The 17,177-nt window shown below is 40.2% G+C and carries 16 protein-coding genes; 4 read left to right on the top strand and 12 right to left on the bottom strand.

Annotated elements, in window-relative coordinates; genetic code table 11:
* The first annotated feature begins 522 nt into the window (after positions 1-522).
* Entirely contained in the window at positions 523-2,145 is a 1,623-nt protein-coding gene (locus AA0X71_RS02020) for an SWIM zinc finger family protein (protein ID WP_413358609.1), read from the top strand.
* Positions 2,138-4,936 carry a DEAD/DEAH box helicase gene (locus AA0X71_RS02015; RefSeq protein WP_413358607.1) on the top strand — a complete coding sequence of 933 codons (2,799 nt, stop codon included), beginning with the start codon at positions 2,138-2,140 and terminating at the stop codon, positions 4,934-4,936. The genes AA0X71_RS02020 and AA0X71_RS02015 overlap by 8 nt, the downstream gene beginning before the upstream one ends.
* A gap of 112 nt (positions 4,937-5,048) precedes the next feature.
* Here the strand turns inward: AA0X71_RS02015 and AA0X71_RS02010 are convergent, their stop codons facing one another.
* Together AA0X71_RS02010 and ssb are read right to left on the bottom strand one after the other, a co-directional pair.
* A complete protein-coding gene (locus tag AA0X71_RS02010; RefSeq protein WP_413358604.1) occupies positions 5,049-5,228 on the bottom strand; it encodes a hypothetical protein in 180 nt (59 codons plus the stop codon).
* Positions 5,225-5,584, bottom strand: coding sequence for a single-stranded DNA-binding protein (gene ssb / locus AA0X71_RS02005; RefSeq protein ID WP_413358602.1), 360 nt, complete (start codon positions 5,582-5,584; stop codon positions 5,225-5,227). The genes AA0X71_RS02010 and ssb overlap by 4 nt, the downstream gene beginning before the upstream one ends.
* A 418-nt stretch (positions 5,585-6,002) precedes the next feature.
* On the opposite strand from ssb, the gene AA0X71_RS02000 reads away from it, so the two are divergent.
* Entirely contained in the window at positions 6,003-6,431 is a 429-nt protein-coding gene (locus AA0X71_RS02000) for a YwpF-like family protein (RefSeq protein ID WP_413358599.1), read from the top strand.
* Positions 6,432-6,491: 60 nt separating this feature from the next.
* Positions 6,492-7,007: an SH3 domain-containing protein gene (locus AA0X71_RS01995; RefSeq protein WP_413358596.1), complete on the top strand. Its 516-nt coding sequence runs from the start codon at positions 6,492-6,494 to the stop codon at positions 7,005-7,007.
* 682 nt (positions 7,008-7,689) lie between these two features.
* Here the strand turns inward: AA0X71_RS01995 and AA0X71_RS01990 are convergent.
* The 10 genes from AA0X71_RS01990 to AA0X71_RS01945 form a co-directional block, all read right to left on the bottom strand.
* On the bottom strand, positions 7,690-7,968 hold the full coding sequence (locus AA0X71_RS01990) for a hypothetical protein (protein ID WP_413358594.1): 279 nt from the start codon (positions 7,966-7,968) through the stop codon (positions 7,690-7,692).
* Positions 7,969-8,196: 228 nt separating this feature from the next.
* Positions 8,197-8,631, bottom strand: coding sequence for a 3-hydroxyacyl-ACP dehydratase FabZ (gene fabZ / locus AA0X71_RS01985; RefSeq protein WP_413358591.1), 435 nt, complete (start codon positions 8,629-8,631; stop codon positions 8,197-8,199).
* Between the two features lie 129 nt (positions 8,632-8,760).
* Positions 8,761-9,048 (bottom strand): DNA-directed RNA polymerase subunit beta, encoded by a 288-nt coding sequence (locus tag AA0X71_RS01980; protein ID WP_413358588.1) that lies wholly within the window; start codon positions 9,046-9,048, stop codon positions 8,761-8,763.
* Positions 9,049-9,061: 13 nt separating this feature from the next.
* Positions 9,062-9,904 carry a flagellar hook-basal body protein gene (locus tag AA0X71_RS01975; RefSeq protein ID WP_413358586.1) on the bottom strand — a complete coding sequence of 281 codons (843 nt, stop codon included), beginning with the start codon at positions 9,902-9,904 and terminating at the stop codon, positions 9,062-9,064.
* Between the two features lie 38 nt (positions 9,905-9,942).
* Entirely contained in the window at positions 9,943-10,782 is an 840-nt protein-coding gene (locus tag AA0X71_RS01970; RefSeq protein ID WP_413358584.1) for a flagellar hook-basal body protein, read from the bottom strand.
* A gap of 244 nt (positions 10,783-11,026) precedes the next feature.
* On the bottom strand, positions 11,027-12,028 hold the full coding sequence (locus AA0X71_RS01965) for a rod shape-determining protein (RefSeq protein WP_413358582.1): 1,002 nt from the start codon (positions 12,026-12,028) through the stop codon (positions 11,027-11,029).
* Between the two features lie 219 nt (positions 12,029-12,247).
* Positions 12,248-12,520: a sporulation transcriptional regulator SpoIIID gene (gene spoIIID, locus AA0X71_RS01960; protein WP_413358579.1), complete on the bottom strand. Its 273-nt coding sequence runs from the start codon at positions 12,518-12,520 to the stop codon at positions 12,248-12,250.
* Positions 12,521-12,931: 411 nt separating this feature from the next.
* Entirely contained in the window at positions 12,932-13,585 is a 654-nt protein-coding gene (locus AA0X71_RS01955; protein ID WP_413358577.1) for a PolC-type DNA polymerase III, read from the bottom strand.
* A gap of 11 nt (positions 13,586-13,596) precedes the next feature.
* A complete protein-coding gene (locus AA0X71_RS01950) occupies positions 13,597-15,468 on the bottom strand; it encodes a DUF294 nucleotidyltransferase-like domain-containing protein (RefSeq protein ID WP_413358575.1) in 1,872 nt (623 codons plus the stop codon).
* The gene (locus AA0X71_RS01945; protein WP_413358573.1) at positions 15,443-17,113 is read right to left on the bottom strand and encodes a sodium:solute symporter family protein; all 1,671 of its coding nucleotides are present in this window, start codon (positions 17,111-17,113) and stop codon (positions 15,443-15,445) included. The genes AA0X71_RS01950 and AA0X71_RS01945 overlap by 26 nt, the downstream gene beginning before the upstream one ends.
* Between the last annotated feature and the right edge of the window lie 64 nt (positions 17,114-17,177).

Genomic DNA, 17,177 nt, shown 5'->3' with positions numbered 1-17,177 from the left:
TTCCCCCTTCGATAAACTAACAGTACTATATTAATGTCATTTCTATTTTTACTGTTAAAATCTATTATACATTATTATTGAATAATTTAGATTTTCCATTCTAAAAAAAAAGGCACCCCGCATAACCGGAGTGCAAACAATGGAGATTGATTGGATTGTTCAATGTTAATGGTGGTTCATTGAACAATGGCCGCAAACCAACGTAGAAAATCAGAATGCAGTTTCATACACTCATTAAAGCATATAATTAAACTTTGTGATTTCGTCAAATTCAGTCATTTATCGAACCTTTTCCTATGTTTTCTTCATATTTCACCCATTTTCATTTCAGAATATAACAATTGGAATATTTGTTGCAGGGAAGTTTTGGAAGATTCATTTCTTTTAGAAGTTTTCGTTCTCTTTTCAGGAACATTGGCTTCCCCCTCCTAACTCCTTATAAATTTTGGTATAATATAGGAATACGTTATTTTTCAAAAGTCATACATGATTGATTAACGAATCATTTTGGGGGTGTCGATCTTGTCATCGATTCCAGATAAATATAGAGAATTGTTGCAAGCTGCTGCGCATGATTTAAAAGCCATTTTATGGTCAGAACGAGAGGAAGACGCCAAACTCGTTCAAAAAGGATTACTTATATACCGACAAGGACTCGTTTACAAGGTGCGCCTTGAGAACGACAATATCATCGCGAGTGTTCAAGATGTAACCCCAGTTCAAGTAGAACTGAATCTTAATTTTATCCAGACAAGTGTATGTAGCTGTCCCGCTGAAGGGATTTGCCGTCACCAGCTCGCGGTCTTTTTCCATGCCTATGCTCAAGTGGGGAGTGTAACAGAATGGATTGAACAATGGAGGCAGCCGATTCAAGAGAGAAAAATAGCAAAAGATCTTGGTATTCAACGAGCGAAAGATTTATTAAAGGTGACAGGTGCAACGAAGCCTAATTATGAACAGTGGGTAGAAGCTTTCGAGTCCAGCTTCACTTCAATTATGGATGGTCAGAAAGGGTCTAAGCCTTATCTCGTATCCGAACTATTTCAAGTGTATGAACGGAAAATCCGAGCGAGTGCCCCTGTTGAGCAAGAATGGAAACGGCTTTATAACTTAATTGCTTCTGTTCATTCCTTTCAAAGTCTTATGCGATTTAGTGAGGAGCGGGGATTTTCCATCGAGAACATTAATCGCTATTATCGCAATCTTTTTTATAATTTAATCGATGATGTCGAGGATTTAGTTGAAAAGCTTAATGTTCACGCCCTTCCCTTTGCTTTTGATCATTTTATGGAGAAGCTAAAGGATGATACATACTTATTGGTATCAAAAGATCCCATATTTGAATTTGAAGCTGCACATTTATATGTGATTTTATGGACGAAACTTTTTCGAAAAAAGCAATGGCATGAAGAAGAGCTTCCGAAGATACATGAAGTTTATCGGAAAAAGGCAACATTGCCTACTATTATCGCCTATATCCATCAGCACATCATGTTAAGGAAGGATGAAGAAGCACTGCGGATTCTATCCCTTTTAAATGAGAATGCTACTCCTTTCATGATCTATTGGCTTGAACGGCTAACTTCAGGGAAGGAATGGAAGCGCATGGGTACTTATGTCGATGCTTTTTCCAATATGGTCAGACCTTATATTCAGGGCCTCGGTGACCATTACGCCCGAATGGATTTTACTCGAGTAGCGACGAAAACGATCGGGGCTTATGTCTCAGAAACGAAAAAGTACGATATGTATGAAAAAATATTGATTCAGGCCCTCCCCTATAGTTATCGGGGCTATGATGAATTTCTTTTTGACCAAGGTTCTTATGATAAATGGTGTGATTTGCAAGGATACATCGGCTTTGATATTAATTCGATTCCGACAGAAAAAATTCGCTTGCTTCAAAAAGAGCGTCCTGACGTCCTCCTCCCCCTTTATCATCAATCGATTCAGCAACATATCGACATGAAGAACCGGGGCAATTACCGTGAAGCAGTGAAGCAGTTAAAGAAATTAAGGACGTTATACAAAAAGTTAAAACGTCCTGATGATTTTCAGGAATTTCTTGAGATCCTTTTAGATAAAACAAGACGGCTCAGGGCTTTTCACCAAGAGTGCGAAAGGGGAAAATTAACCCATGCTTAAAACGAATGCCTTAACGATAATGATCGAGCCAGTTGAAAATGGTCGGTTCTTTCTAACAGTTGAAAGCGAAGATGAGCTTCTCCCACCCTCTGAATGGAAAGGTCTTTTATTTAATCGCCATGAGGAAAGCTATTACGGCACATTAATTGAAGATGGCGCTAGTGGCGTGACCGTTGATGGCTGGCAGCTCGTCACTCTTCTTGCTAAAGAGAAATTCAATCGCCTAATTGAGTGGGAATGGGATGAAACAGGAGAAATTTGTTTAGCAGCGGCCCAAGCGTTATATGATTCCATTCAGGAAAAAGATTGGTTCCCTGATTTTGAGGCTCTTGAGTCAAATGAGTTCAAATGGAGATTACCTGAACGAGTGGTAAAAGAATTTGCCCCCACCTTCTGGGAGCAGTCAATCGGAAGGCAGCCATTGCAAGCCTTCATGAAGGACTGGTTCAACACCTCCTTAAATACTTTTTTTGAAAAAAATCGCGAGTGGAAGGCCCGTGTTGGCGATAAACTTCATGCTTTGCGCAATCAATCGGTTTCACCGGGGGCGTTGTCTGCCTATTTCGATGAGGATACATGGAGTGAATGGATTGGCCTCAAAGAAAACAACTGTCCGTTCACGATTGGACTTCACTTAGAAGAGCCAGCAGATTTAGATGGAGTTTGGGATTTGCAAATCTTTTTACGAGCAAAAGCGGAACCAGATTTAATTGTCGATGCACGTGATGAATCGAATATGCCAAGTGATTGGCTCCAATTTCTTGAGCATGTGGAACGTGAAGAAGAACGATGGGTCCGACTTTTCCCGATGTTGAAAGGGAAAAAGGGCATTGCTAAAGAACTCACTGAAGACGAAGCATGGATGTTTTTAACAGAGGCAAGTGAAATTCTCCTTGCCATTGGCGTAGAAATCCTGCTCCCATCATGGTGGCAAGCGATGAAGAATGCCAGTCTTAAAGTGAAAGCAAAGTTAAAAGGAACAGCTAATAACCGCCCGTCCTTCGTTGGACTGCAAGCAATGCTTGATTATAATTGGCGCTTTTCCATGAATGGTGTCGATCTTTCTGAGGATGAATTTAACCAACTTGTCGAGGAAAATCGTCGCCTCGTTAAAATTCGCGGACGCTGGATTAAACTTGACCATGGATTTATCCATCAAATTCAGGATTTAATGAAGCGAGCTGAAAAAGAAGGACTACATGTGCGTGATTTAATTGAACAAGAACTTCTTTCAGATGGTTCAGAAAAAGAAACTTCAGAGGATGATAAAGCATTTGCTCGCGTTCAAATCGAATTAAATCGACAATGGAAGCAGATGATTAAACAGCTTCGCGATGTCAATTCGATTCCAATTGAACCTGTACCCTCTAGTTTTCACGGAGAATTACGTCCATATCAAACACTCGGCATGAGCTGGCTTCTATTTTTACGCAAATACGGATTTGGTGCTTGTTTAGCGGATGACATGGGACTTGGGAAAACGATTCAGCTTATTTCCTACTTGCTTTCTGTCAAGGAAAATGAGGAAGCTGGGCCAGCGCTGATCATTTGTCCTACCTCTGTGTTAGGGAACTGGCAAAAGGAAGTGGAGAAATTTGCGCCCGATTTACAAGTTCACTTGCATTACGGACCAGCACGACTTAAGGATGAAGTTTTTGTCGAAGCGGTAAGTAGCGCTGATATTGTCCTCACCTCTTACGGCTTAACCCATCTGGACCTCCCTCAATTTGAGGAGGTGCAGTGGAGCACGATTGCCATTGATGAGGCACAAAATATTAAAAATGCTCACACGAAGCAGTCTAGGGCCGTACGTCAGTTAAAAGGAAAACATCATATCGCATTAACGGGTACGCCGATGGAAAACAGACTTACTGAGCTTTGGTCCATTTTCGATTTTACCAATCATGGCTTCTTAGGAAGCTTAAATCAGTTCCAAAGAAATTACGTTCTTCCAATTGAAAAAGAGGATGAAAAAGAAAAGATTCAAGAACTGCAGGCCTTAATCCGACCATTTTTATTAAGAAGAACGAAGAAGGATGAAGAGGTCGCGCTCAATTTACCTGATAAACAGGAGCAAAAGGAATACTGTCCATTAACCGCAGAACAAGCTTCTTTATATGAACAACTCGTTCAAGATACCTTTGCTCAAATTGAGGCGTTAACGGGATTTGAAAGGAAAGGCTTAATTCTTCAATTACTGGGTCGACTGAAGCAACTTTGTAATCACCCTGCCCTGTACTTAAAGGAAGCAAAGCCAAAAGATGTTCTTGGACGTTCGGTTAAAATGGAGAAGCTCGCTGAATTAGTTGATTCCATTATCGACCAAGAAGAAAGCTGCTTGATTTTTACTCAATATATCGAAATGGGTGAAATGATTCGTACGTTACTGAAGGAGAAGTTTGAGATTGATGCGCCGTTCTTGAACGGAAGTGTTCCTAAAGGAAAACGAGATGAACTAATCACCCGCTTCCAAGACCGAGAATTTCCGATCTTTATTTTATCGTTAAAGGCCGGTGGAACTGGGTTAAATTTAACAGCTGCCAATCATGTCATCCACTATGACCGTTGGTGGAATCCTGCTGTTGAAAACCAAGCCACAGACCGTGCTTATCGTATTGGTCAGAAACGTTTTGTTCACGTCCATAAATTTATTAGCACAGGTACATTAGAAGAAAAAATCGATGCCATGCTTGAAAAGAAGCAATCCTTGAATGATCAGATTATCCAAAGTGATAGCTGGATTACGGAACTCTCTACTGATGAACTACGTGATTTGATCCATCTTGCCTAAAATAAATACGGCGGGGTTTTCCCGCCGTAAAAATGAGGAAGTTGGAAGATTCGATTGATTCTTTCTAGTGCGGATTTAAAGTTCGAGGATTGATATTTTTTTGAATTTAAATTTAGGAGATAAACGTCTGCTTCGTGATTTTTTCCTCTGAGGACTCTTCAAGAAGGATGCGTTCAAGCTGGAGGACACGTTTGTGAAGATGTTCGGCTCTTTCATTGGATTTTCCCACCATCATGATGAGACGTTCAAGCAAAATTTCTAGACTTTTCTCACGGCTTATCGTCTCGCTCAAGGCATTAACACCTCTTTTTCTACATGGGCTACTTCACTCTTTCTACTATCTAGGAATCTTACGGATTCTGCGATTACCTCTGTAACATATTTTCTACCATCCTGGCTTTCATAGGTCCGCGTTTGGATTCGCCCCGTGATTCCAATGAGGGCACCCTTTTTACAATAAAGAGAAAGATTTTCAGCATTCTTGCGCCAAATCGTGCACTGGACAAAATCAGCATCTATCTCCCCTTTTTGGTTGCGAAAGTTGCGATTGACTGCCAGTGTTACATTGACAACCGAATTACCTTCTGGTGTCACTCTTAACTCAGGATCCCTCGTCAGCCTCCCAACTAAAGTTACTTGGTTTATCATTCTTTCAAACTCCTTTCTATTGTGATGCCTCCATCATAAACAAAGATGCATTTTTGGTAAAACAAGGAAAATGTGATTTTCAGGAGAAAAACCGATATAAAGTGAACCTTTTCTATATAATAGCCTGCCGATAAAACCTCATTTTTCATTTTGATTTATGAGAAAAAAGAATATTTGCTTTTTCGACAGGAATCGCTCGACATAAATCGACACAGTTACATATTCATTTGTCATTAGGTAATTATTGGAATTCAATAACCTTAAAAATCCTGTATTTATGCCCTTTTTATATTCATTTTTGATTTCTCTTCCATCTACCATTTTGCAGAATTTGACAAAATATACGTTCGCAGGAAATGCTCTATATGTTATAATTTCATAGAAGATTTTTAAAGGATCTTTGATAGGAGGATGAATGATGAAGACGTTTAAGTTAATATCGTTACAACTCGTGAAAAAAGATGAGTGGCTTGATATCCCCTTAGTGGACGGCCTGATTATTAATAAAGAAGACGATCACAGTACATGGCTGATCGAAGGATACATAGACAAATCTTTTTACGATGTGTTCCATGAGGCTCGCACAGAGGAGAAAGAGCTTTTAGTTCAAGTTGTCATTACAAAAAAAGAAAATGAGCCTGCCCCTTTTAAGGTGAAGGTTCGCTCATTACAATCCTTTGAAAACCACATCAGTGTTCTCCTAGAAGGAACCTTGAAAAAATCGACGAATCGTTATGCAGAGAATCTGTTAGATAGTCTCATTCAAAGAGGATTATCGGGCGATGAACTAATGGAAGAATTCCGAAGCGGGATAGGCAGCAAGCCGAAATTTAATCATACGAAGTAATGAGTAGCATGTTTTTCCTTACACCCAAGACATTACATCATAGATTTAGGAGGAACATCATTGTTAAAAAAATTCATATTTCCTGCAACTCTAGGAATCATTCTGTTACTAGGAGTTAATTTCTTTATGCTTTCAAGCAAAGACGGGCAAGCAAAACTTGCTGGACAAGCACAAGTGGAAGAGACAGAGGAGAAAGCAACTCCAACTGAGGAGTCTCAAGTAGAACAAGCTAGCGCCACGGCTACAGAGAGTGAGAAAGAGGAAGAAGTAGCAGAAGAAACTGAAGAAGCAAAAGAAACATCCGATGATACGGAAGAAGCCAAGAAACTAGAAGAAGTAAAAGAGGATAAAGAAATTCCTAGCATAACGAAATATATCAACGTTTCAACATTAAATGTTCGTTCTGGTCCTGGTACAAATCATGGCGTCGTTACAGTATTAGCTATCAATGAAGAAGTTAAGGCATCATCGGTCATTTCCAAAGACGGTTGGGTGAAAATCTCATTCAAGAAATCCACAGGATACGTTAATAGCAAGTATCTATCAGATAAACAAGTTTTTGAAACTTTGTGTTAAGCGGAGATTTTCCGTTTAAATGGAGAATGGAGCTAGTTGTAGGGAAAATAAGGGAAGTTTTATGTAAGGTGATTTTCTGAGCGGCATCACTTTTAATTTGTGATAGTAAAATAAGCGGAATTTTCCTGTTATAGGACTTGCTCAGGCTCATTGTCGGAGGATAACGGAAGATTTTCCTGTTATGGAGAAAAACCACCTATTTTCACGTTTTTGAAGTCAATAGGCGGAATTTTTCCTGTTATTTAAGCCTTTTTTAACGATATTTGCTAATTAACCGGAATTTTTCCTGTTATTGCTTTATTAGAGCTGTCTTCGGAGAAAATAAGCGGAGTTTTGAGACCGTCGATTAATTAGATGATTTAAATTCAGCAACCCAATTTTAATGGAATTTTTACTGAATATTTATCATTTAAGCCACTTTTTACAGTGTTAAACTGGTTGGAAACTTCGTTATTTAAAAGGATTAATGAGTTAATCGACAGTCTCGTTTTTCCGCTTATACCGTGCAAAATCGCCTATTCTTACGATTTTAGAGCCAATAAGCGGAAAATCTCCGCCTATATAAGCTATTTTTCATCATATTTGCTAATTAAGAGGAAATTTTCCGTCTAATTTTCTCGCTCTCGTTCCACAATCTTGATACATAATGAAAAGGGGCTGATTTTCGGACAGCCCCTTTCATTTATTGATCTTTATTATCCTCGTCTTGAACATCACGATCGTCTTCAATGATTTCTTCATCTGGAGTATTGTTGTCTTCTACAACATCTCCATCGTTATTGGTGTTTGTATCATCAGTCGTACCAGTTGTTCCATTGTTATTCGTGATGTTATCATCCACCGGATCTTCCACATTTACATCGTCCTCTGGCGGCGGATCTTGTTCATTATTCGCGCAACCAGCAAAGACTAATACGGATAAAAGGGAACAACTAAGAAATGCTAAAAGCTTTTTCTTCATAAGTAAAAGCTCCTTTCAGGTATTTTGGAATTTGACCTCAATTACGGTCTGATGTTAACATGCCCAAAAAATAGAAAAAACTTGCATCCTTATTAGAAAATTTTGTTGTATCAAAATATAATTACTCCCGAAAAGACCTTCACGAATTTTATTATATCGGCGAAACGCCAATTCCCCCTAATAAACTCCACAAAAAAAAGCCCCAAACAAAAGGGCTCTGCTCTATACTTATTCCTGCTTCTCACCAAGTGCAAACATAATTTCAGCTTCTACTGCGATTTCTCCGTCCACTGTCGCTGTCGCTTTCCCTTTTCCAAAGGAACCACGAACTCGAGTCATTTCAACCTCTAGGCGGAGTTGATCGCCTGGCTTTACTTGACGTTTAATGCGGCAATTATCGATTCCAGTAAAAAACGCCAAACGTCCTTTGTTCTCTTCTTTCTTTAACACAGCTACCGCTCCTACTTGCGCCAATGCCTCGACAATGAGGACTCCTGGCATCACCGGGTAATCTGGGAAATGTCCATTAAAAAATTCTTCATTCGCCGTTACGTTTTTAATTCCAACCGCTCTTTTTCCTTCTTCGATTTCTAGAATTTTATCGACAAGTAAAAAAGGATAGCGATGGGGGATGATTTGTTTGATTTCATTAATATCAAGCATAATAATTAGTACCTCCTACTAATACTAGGTTTCATATATATACATTCATTGTATGAGTACTATCCTCTTAAAGCAAGTGGGAACATAGAAAAAACCGGCGGTAACGAATACGCCGGCTCCATCAGAAATTTATTCATGTTCAATTAAATCTTTAATATGAGTCCATGTTGACTTTTCAAAAATGTCTTTGGCTTCACCATCGCCGATGACGCTATAACCAAACATCGCACCAAGAATGACACATGCCACCAACAATAAGGCGATCAATAGAATTCTAAGCCATAACGGAATAAGACGAATGCGAATTCTTTTTCGCTTTCCTCCGCTTGCTGCCTCTGCTTTCGCTTTTTCCTTCTTTTCTTGCCTTACCTGTTCTCTTGTTTCTGCTACCTTTTGGTTACTATTATTTAACGACATGTTCTTTCTCCTTCTAACGAATTCCGTTCACAAGTCCCATCATTTGATCTGCAATGCTAACGGATCTGGATTGGAATTGATAGGCACGCTGAGCATTCATAAGATCAGTCATTTCCTTTGCCATATCCACATTGGATGATTCTAATGCACTTTGTTGAATCCCAATTTCAGTACGAAGTGGCCCTGCTAAATCAGTTAGAATTTCATCTAACCCTACATTTAGCTCGGCAAAATTTGTCGGCAGACCGAATAAATTATTCCCTTTTGCCACTAAGAATTGAGGCTTGTCTACTTGCACAACACCAAGATTGAAGATTTGATTCGCCCCATCATTCATCAATACCGTCAATTGACCGGAGCTATCAATCGTGAAATCTTTAGCATCCCCATTGATATAGATTGGGTTGTTATTTTCATCGACAATCGAATGACCATCTGCGTTCACTAGAGCTAGTTCATTTTCGCCAATCGGTGACAAATAAAGAGCTCCATTACGAGTATATTGCATCTCGTTGCCTGCATCTGTTTGAACTAACACCTTGTACATTTGGCCTTCTTTCACAAAAGCTGTATCCAGGGCACGATCAGTTGCATTAATACTGCCTTGCGTCATGACCAGTTGCGCCTGAGCAAGCTTTGCCCCTGTACCTTGACGAACCCCATTTGGAGTTAAGCGACCCACTTCATCTTGAGCATTTCTCTGGTTATTAAACTGCTGATACATCAATTCTGTGAAAGTCGCATCTCTTCTTTTATATCCATTCGTATCGACATTGGCGATATTATTTGAAATTATGTCCATTTGCTTTTGGAGCTGTGCCAAAGTATTTGTTGCCGTTACCATTGTGCGATTCATATGTCAGCCTCCTTTCTTATGTGAATAATATTAAGTGACTAACCAATTCTTCCGACTTCATTGGCTGCCTTTTCCATACTTTTATCATAAGCTTGTAAAATCTTTTGGTTCGCTTCAAATGCACGGTAAGCCGTTAGCATATCCGTCATCGTACGACTCACGTCCACATTGGATCCTTCAAGGAAACCTTGTTGGAGAGAAAATTCTGCTCCAGCTACTCCTCTTGCATCCGCTAGCTGGCCACCGCCCTCATTGCGTAAAAGGCCATCGCCTTCCTTCACTAATTGGAAAGGATCTGCAGAATAACCGATTCCTAAAGTGGCTGTTTCACCTGTTGCGCCTACAAGCACTCCATTTGCATCGACCGAGAAATCTTCGCTTGAAAGTTGAATTCGATTTCCAGTTGTATCAAGAACGTAATGACCAGCGGATGTCGTCAAGTAACCTTGTCCATCTAAAGTAAAGTCACCATTTCTTGTATATCGTGTTTCTCCAGCTCCATTTTGAACGGTAAAAAAGATCGAGCCAGCATATCCTGTTTCTTCGTTCTGCGGCATGACGACATCGACTAATGCTAAATCCGTTTTTTGTCCGGTTTCACGCAAGTCACCTTGGATAAATTTTGGCATAACGTCTTGCATGTAGACGCCCGTGTTAATCGAACCAACTACATTATTTACAGGAAGATTGATCCCTTTTTCGGTTGGAATCTTCTGCGCATCAAAGCGTTGCAATAGCATCTCTGGAAAAGCACGTAATGATGACTGATCCGCTTTGAATCCAGGTGTATTGGCATTCGCCATATTATTGGTCAACATTTCCGTTCTTCGTTGTTGGGCAAGCATTCCTGAAGCAACGGTATAAAAACCTCTGAACATTCGATTTCACCTCTCATTTGAAACCTTCTATTTCATTTATGATTAATATCTACTATTTTTATTAGAAAATGATTCATCTTCTATTATAAGAAAAAATCGACGAATAATCAGTATAATTTTGTAGAAAAAAGGCAAAAACACGAAAATGGTGACAAGTACCAGTATTTCCACTGATTCTCATCACCATTTTAGACAGGCGATAGAGCTAGTTCGCTTCTAACTTTGGAAGCCCCATCTACTCTTTTTAGGCAAATCGATAGCCTTTAATTTTGTCGATATTGTCAAGCATAATTCCCGTTCCGATTGCCACACAATCCATTGGATTCTCTGCCACTAGAACTGGTACTTTTAATTCTTCTGCTAAAAGTAGGTCGAAGCCGTGTAAAAGTGCGCCACCACCTGTGAGAATTACGCCACGGTCGATAATATCAGCCGATAATTCAGGAGGAGTTCTTTCAAGAACACTCTTTGCCGCTTGTACAATGACAGATACAGATTCACGTAGAGCTAATTCAATCTCTTCAGAATTAACTGTAATCGTTCTTGGTAATCCAGAAACCATATCGCGTCCGCGAATTTCCATTGTTTCGTTACGAGCTCCAGGGAAAACGGTACCGATTTGGATTTTGATATTTTCAGCTGTGCGTTCTCCAATTAAAAGCTTATATTGGCGCTTAATATAATGAAGAATTTCACTATCAAATTTGTCTCCAGCCATTTTAATGGAAGAAGATGTGACGATATCTCCCATCGATAAAACAGCTACATCTGTTGTACCTCCACCGATATCAACGACCATATTTCCACTTGGTTGGAAAATATCCATCCCTGCACCGATAGCTGCCACTTTTGGCTCTTCTTCTAGATACACTTTCTTTCCACCGCTTTTTTCAGCTGCTTCTTTAATCGCCTTTTGCTCAACACTTGTGATGTTTGTTGGGCAGCAGATTAAAATGCGCGGTTTTGAAAGGAAACCTTTTACATTGAGCTTGTTAATAAAGTGCTTAAGCATCGCTTCAGTTACGTCGAAGTCGGCAATGACCCCATCCTTTAATGGACGAATCGCCACAATATTACCAGGTGTACGTCCAACCATGCGTCTAGCTTCCTCACCGACAGCCAATACTTTATTATTGTTCTTATCGATCGCTACTACTGATGGTTCATTTAATACAATGCCTTTTCCTTTGACATGAATCAATACATTCGCTGTTCCTAAATCAATTCCAATATCCCTAGCAAGCATTCCCACAAATCCTCCTTGAAAAATTGATTCCTATCTATTTCTAAAAGTGCATAAATTACTTACACTATTTATACGTTTTCTTAGTGTAATATCTATTATTTAATGTAGTCTACCCTAATTTTCAATTCTACCATATTTGCTCCAAATAGCGTAGTAATTTGTCAAATTTTGATGGAATTTTAATGAATATGTCATCAATTCAAGGCATTCATGCAAAAATTATTTGATGGGCTCGCTTTCTAGTTCCTCCTTTTTATACTTCATTTTTGTTGCTTCACCACCACGTAAATGGCGAATTGATTTATGGTAATCTAAGATTTCTTTCACTTCAATTGCAAGCTCTGGGTTTATTTCAGGTAGCCTCTCCGTTAAATCCTTATGGACTGTACTTTTGGATACGCCAAACTCTTTCGCAATTACGCGAACCGTTTTTTTCGTCTCCACGATATACTTTCCAATCTTGATAGTTCTCTCTTTGATGTAATCGTGCACACCACTCGCCCTCCCTAAATTGGATGTGAGAAGTGTGAAATGAGACTCGCTTTCTCGCTTCATCAAGTACTACTTATCCGCACCCTTAAAACAGGTACGTCAGAAAGTCGATTGCCTTCTGGTTATCAGAAATAAACATGACCCCAACTATATATCCATTCTCATCCTCAAACGATTGCTCACCTCAAACACTCTCTTTGTAAGGTTTGTAACAGTTTATTAGCTTGGATAACGGAATATGCACGAAAACCGCAATAGGGACAAGGTATCGGGTAATTTTTTTGAAAAATTTGACTAATCACTAGTCATTCACTCCTCTTCACTTCCAAAAAAACGAAAAATAAGGACACACAAAAATGTATGCACCTTGTTCATAAATATTAATCCTACTAATTAGTTCCTTTTTCCATTTCAGAGGATTTTATTCTCTGTCGCTTTAATTAACTCTCCCCAAGTGTTATTTCCTCTTTGCTTGAATTGCCATAACAATTCTGTGAATAAATAGGCAGTCGTTAAAGCATCTCCTACGGCACTATGACGTTCATAAATTCTCGTGCCAAAAATTCGTGCGTATTTTTCTAAGTCTCGCATATCATAGGACGGAGCAATCGTACTCATGACATCTAATGTATCAATGGTATAAAAGTTTTTGAGGTTCAGCTTTTCTCTCTTTAGTTCACTTCTGAAAACAAGTGCGTCAAAGCTGATGTAGTGGCCGACTATACAAACTGTTTCCCACTCTTCGACAAAGTCAAATAAACGCCGGATTGCTTCCAATGAATCCGGCGCATTCTGAACAATTTCGTTTGATATCGACGTAAGTTCCTTTATTTCCCGAGAAATTTGTCGTTTAGGATTCACATAGCATTGAAATATTTCTTTTTCAAAAACCTGAAAGCCTTCGACTAGAACCGCTCCAATTTCAATCAAACGATCTGTTGAAGAGACATGAAAACCAGTTGTCTCTGTATCCACCACGATAAAACGAAGTTTCTCAATAGGAGTCGAAAGGGGAATATTCGCATACATTAGTGGACAGGAAATCACTCTTTTTTGAAAAAACATAGTTCCTCCTTTTAAATCGAAAACCGTGAGAATACAATACTCTGAAGTTCTTTTATCGTCTTTAAACTTAAAAGCATTTCCTCTTTTTCTCGAGTCGTCATTCGGGTAAATTGGACGATTGAACTGCCCTGTTGTTTCCAACGCTGCCTCACATACAAGGCTAATAGCTGATTACCTGCCTCTCTCAAGTCTTGAGCAAAGTTCTTCGAGAAGGCTCCCTTCGCCTCAAGGGCATCTATTTTTGCAAAAGGGATACCAGAAGGAATGCCATGTAGTAACGAAAGAATTTGTAAGCTATGGTGATAAGGAAAGAGAATCGCCTTTTTCATATCGATGCTTTTTTTCTCAAGTCGAAATAAAGAACGGATTGGATGCTCGAGCGTTGGAATCAGATGTTCTCGTTCTGCTTGTGCGAGTCGGTACAAAAATATCTTCGACTTTCCAAGCATTGCTAAAACTATTTTTTCTAGTTGCTCATCGACATCCTTGCTTCCTGCAATAAAACGAGAAGAGAAAAAGTTTTGTGCCAGTAATAAATTTTCACGTGTCGATTGAAGACTCCACGTTCGTAGACGGTCTTCCCAATCAAGGAGATTTCCGCGCCATTTCTTTTCGCTGCACATCATCAGTCCCTTGCAACGCGCATAGCCAGCGAACTCCATGAGCCTCGTAATCTCCGTACCTAACCTCTGAAAGTACTCGTTTTCGTCTGTTTCGTACACTAAAAAATGGTCCTGATCGGTGAGCATGAATTGTTCACCACGACCACTACTTCCCATTTGATAAAAGGCGAAATCCCCTGGCTGTTCATAGCCCTTCTTTTCAAGTCCTTCTACCGCCAGATTGATAATCCGTACAACCAAACGGTCATAGAGATTCGTGATCATACCCAGAGTTTTATCCATGGGAATGTTCTCTTGAAGGAGCGTATCGACAATGGAATACACTGCCTTTTTGACATTCGGAAGACCTTTTTCATCTACCTCTTCAATTTGCTTAATCGTCTTCATGACGTTCTCATTCTTTTTCCGCAATAGATCAGATAAAGTCACAATCCCCACAGTTTCCCCATCTTCGATAACTGGCAAATGCTTAATTCCATTTGTGAAGATGAGCCCGATTGCGTCATAGTAATAAGCAAATCTGGATATCGTAATAGGATTCTTAGTCATAATACGGCTGACTGAATGGGTTAATGGTATGCCTTTTGCTACGACACGCCCAACGATATCGCGCTCGGTAATGATGCCGTTTAGGGAGCCCTCACCCATTACAAGAATGGAGCTTGTGTGGTGATCATTCATTTTCTTTGCTGCCTCGATAATGGTAGCCTGCGAATCAATAGCCACTACCTTGTCCGTCATAATGTCTTGCACACGGAGCATGAACACTTCTTTTTCTCCAAATTCTCGAGCCAGGTGAACTTGTTCAGTTAATGAACCATACACATCTCTTAGTCGAACCGCCACCTGTGTTAGCAAATAATCGCGTACATTGGGGTCCTCCCATCTCCGAGCAATGACCTGAAAAGGAATATACAACACCTTTACAATGCTTCTTGCTCTGGATTCCACCGTCACTTCATCCTTTGTCCTGTGCGGAACTCCAAGAAAATCAGCCATGCTTGAAAAGCCTAGCATTTCTCCCTTTTGGACAACCTCTAGTACTTCGTTTTCAACGTATACCTCTACAAATCCCTCTAAAATTAGGATCAGACCTTCACGTTGCTTATCCTTGTACAAAAGAATTTCATTTTTATCATACTGTTTGAATTGACAGTCTTTAAGAAGGGAAAGGGCCGTGCCAACCTCCACGCCATGAAAAAAAGGATGGGATTGCACAGCCTCAAGCAACTTTTTATCCTTGTTTTGATTCTCCATCATGCATCCAAACCTCGCCATCTTTATAGACCATTTGCTCTGGATAACGTAAATTGATGACTTCGTCTTGTAGATTTTGTGGTGGTGCTTTCGTAGCTAAGGACACGATAATATTCGCTAAGAATCCTGCCGTTGCTCCAAAGACCCCTGCTCCTGTATCAATGATCCCTAATATCGTAAAGCCACCGTATTTCGCTGCAAAAATATAGCTCAACGTCACCGCTAATCCAATTAATAGACCGGAGATAACCCCTTGCGTATTGGAACGTTTCCACCATACACCAAGTACGAGAGCTGGGAAGAACGTCCCCGATGCAATCGCAAAGGCCCATGCCACAATTTGTGTAATAACGCCTGGTGGATTAAGAGCAATAAGTCCAGCTAATAATGTCGCAATAACGATCGACCAACGAGCAACTGTGAGACGATTTTTCTCTGAAGCTTGTGGCTTCCAGACACGATAGTAAATATCATGCGCGAAGGAAGAAGATAAAGAAATCATTAAACCGCCTGCAGTTGAAAGCGCCGCTGCCATCGCTCCTGCCGCGACAAGCCCAATGACGAACACACCTAAATTCGCAATCTCTGGTGTCGCCATCACGACGATATCATTGGCAATGACCAGTTCACTCCATTGTAATACGCCATCACTATTCGTATCCGCTACTTGAAGCATGCCTGTATCGACCCATGATTTCGTCCATGCTGGAAGCTGAGCAATTTGACTGCCGGCTACTTGCGTCATTAAAATAAAGCGAGAGAAGGCCGCATATGCAGGTGCAGATAAGTAAAGAAGGCCAATGAATAGCAACGCCCATGCTCCTGACCAACGAGCCGCTTTCATCGTTGAAACCGTATAGAAACGAACAATAACGTGTGGCAATCCAGCAGTTCCTGCCATTAATGTGAACATTAATGCAAGGAACTGCCACTTCGTCCCATTCGTAAATGGAGCAAAATATTCAGAAATACCGAGTTCTCGGTCCAACTCCCCTAATTTACTTACTACCTCTCCATAAGAAACCCACGGAATCGGATTTCCGGAAATTTGTAAGGACATGAAAATAATTGGAACTAAGTACGCAGTGATTAAAATTAAGTACTGAGCAACCTGCGTCCATGTAATCCCTTTCATTCCACCGAAAGCGGCATATATCGCAATGAGTACAACCCCGATCATTGTGCCAACTTTTGCATCAATCTCAAAAAGTCGTCCAATGACTACTCCTGAACCAGAAAGCTGTCCAATCGAGTAGGTAAAACTGATGATGATCGTACAAATCGCCGCAATGACACGTGCGGAATGACTGTCATATCGGTCGCCAATAAACTCTGGCACTGTGTATCGACCGTACTTCCGTAACTGCGGTGCTAATAAAAATGTAAGGAATAAATACCCGCCGGTCCAACCCATAATATAAGCTAGCCCATCATAACCGAGTACCATAACCGTTCCGGCCATCCCGATAAAGGAAGCAGCACTCATCCAATCTGCACCGATGGCCATCCCGTTGAAGATCGGTGGTACGCCGCGACCTGCTACATAGAAGTCAGACGTCGCCTTCGCCGTGTTATAGACCGCAATCCCGATGTATAAAGCAAAGGTCACTAGAATAATCGCTAATGAGACAATGAATTGTCCATCCAAATGAATTTCCCCCCTAAAATAGCACTAATGGCTATTCGCTTTTGATGATTTCCTTTAACCCTAA

The sequence above is a fragment of the Robertmurraya phoenicis genome (assembly GCF_047302285.1).
GTDB lineage: Bacteria > Bacillota > Bacilli > Bacillales > Cytobacillaceae > Robertmurraya.
Note: the sequence above shows the minus strand (reverse complement) of the source record. Positions and strands in the feature narration are given on the sequence as shown.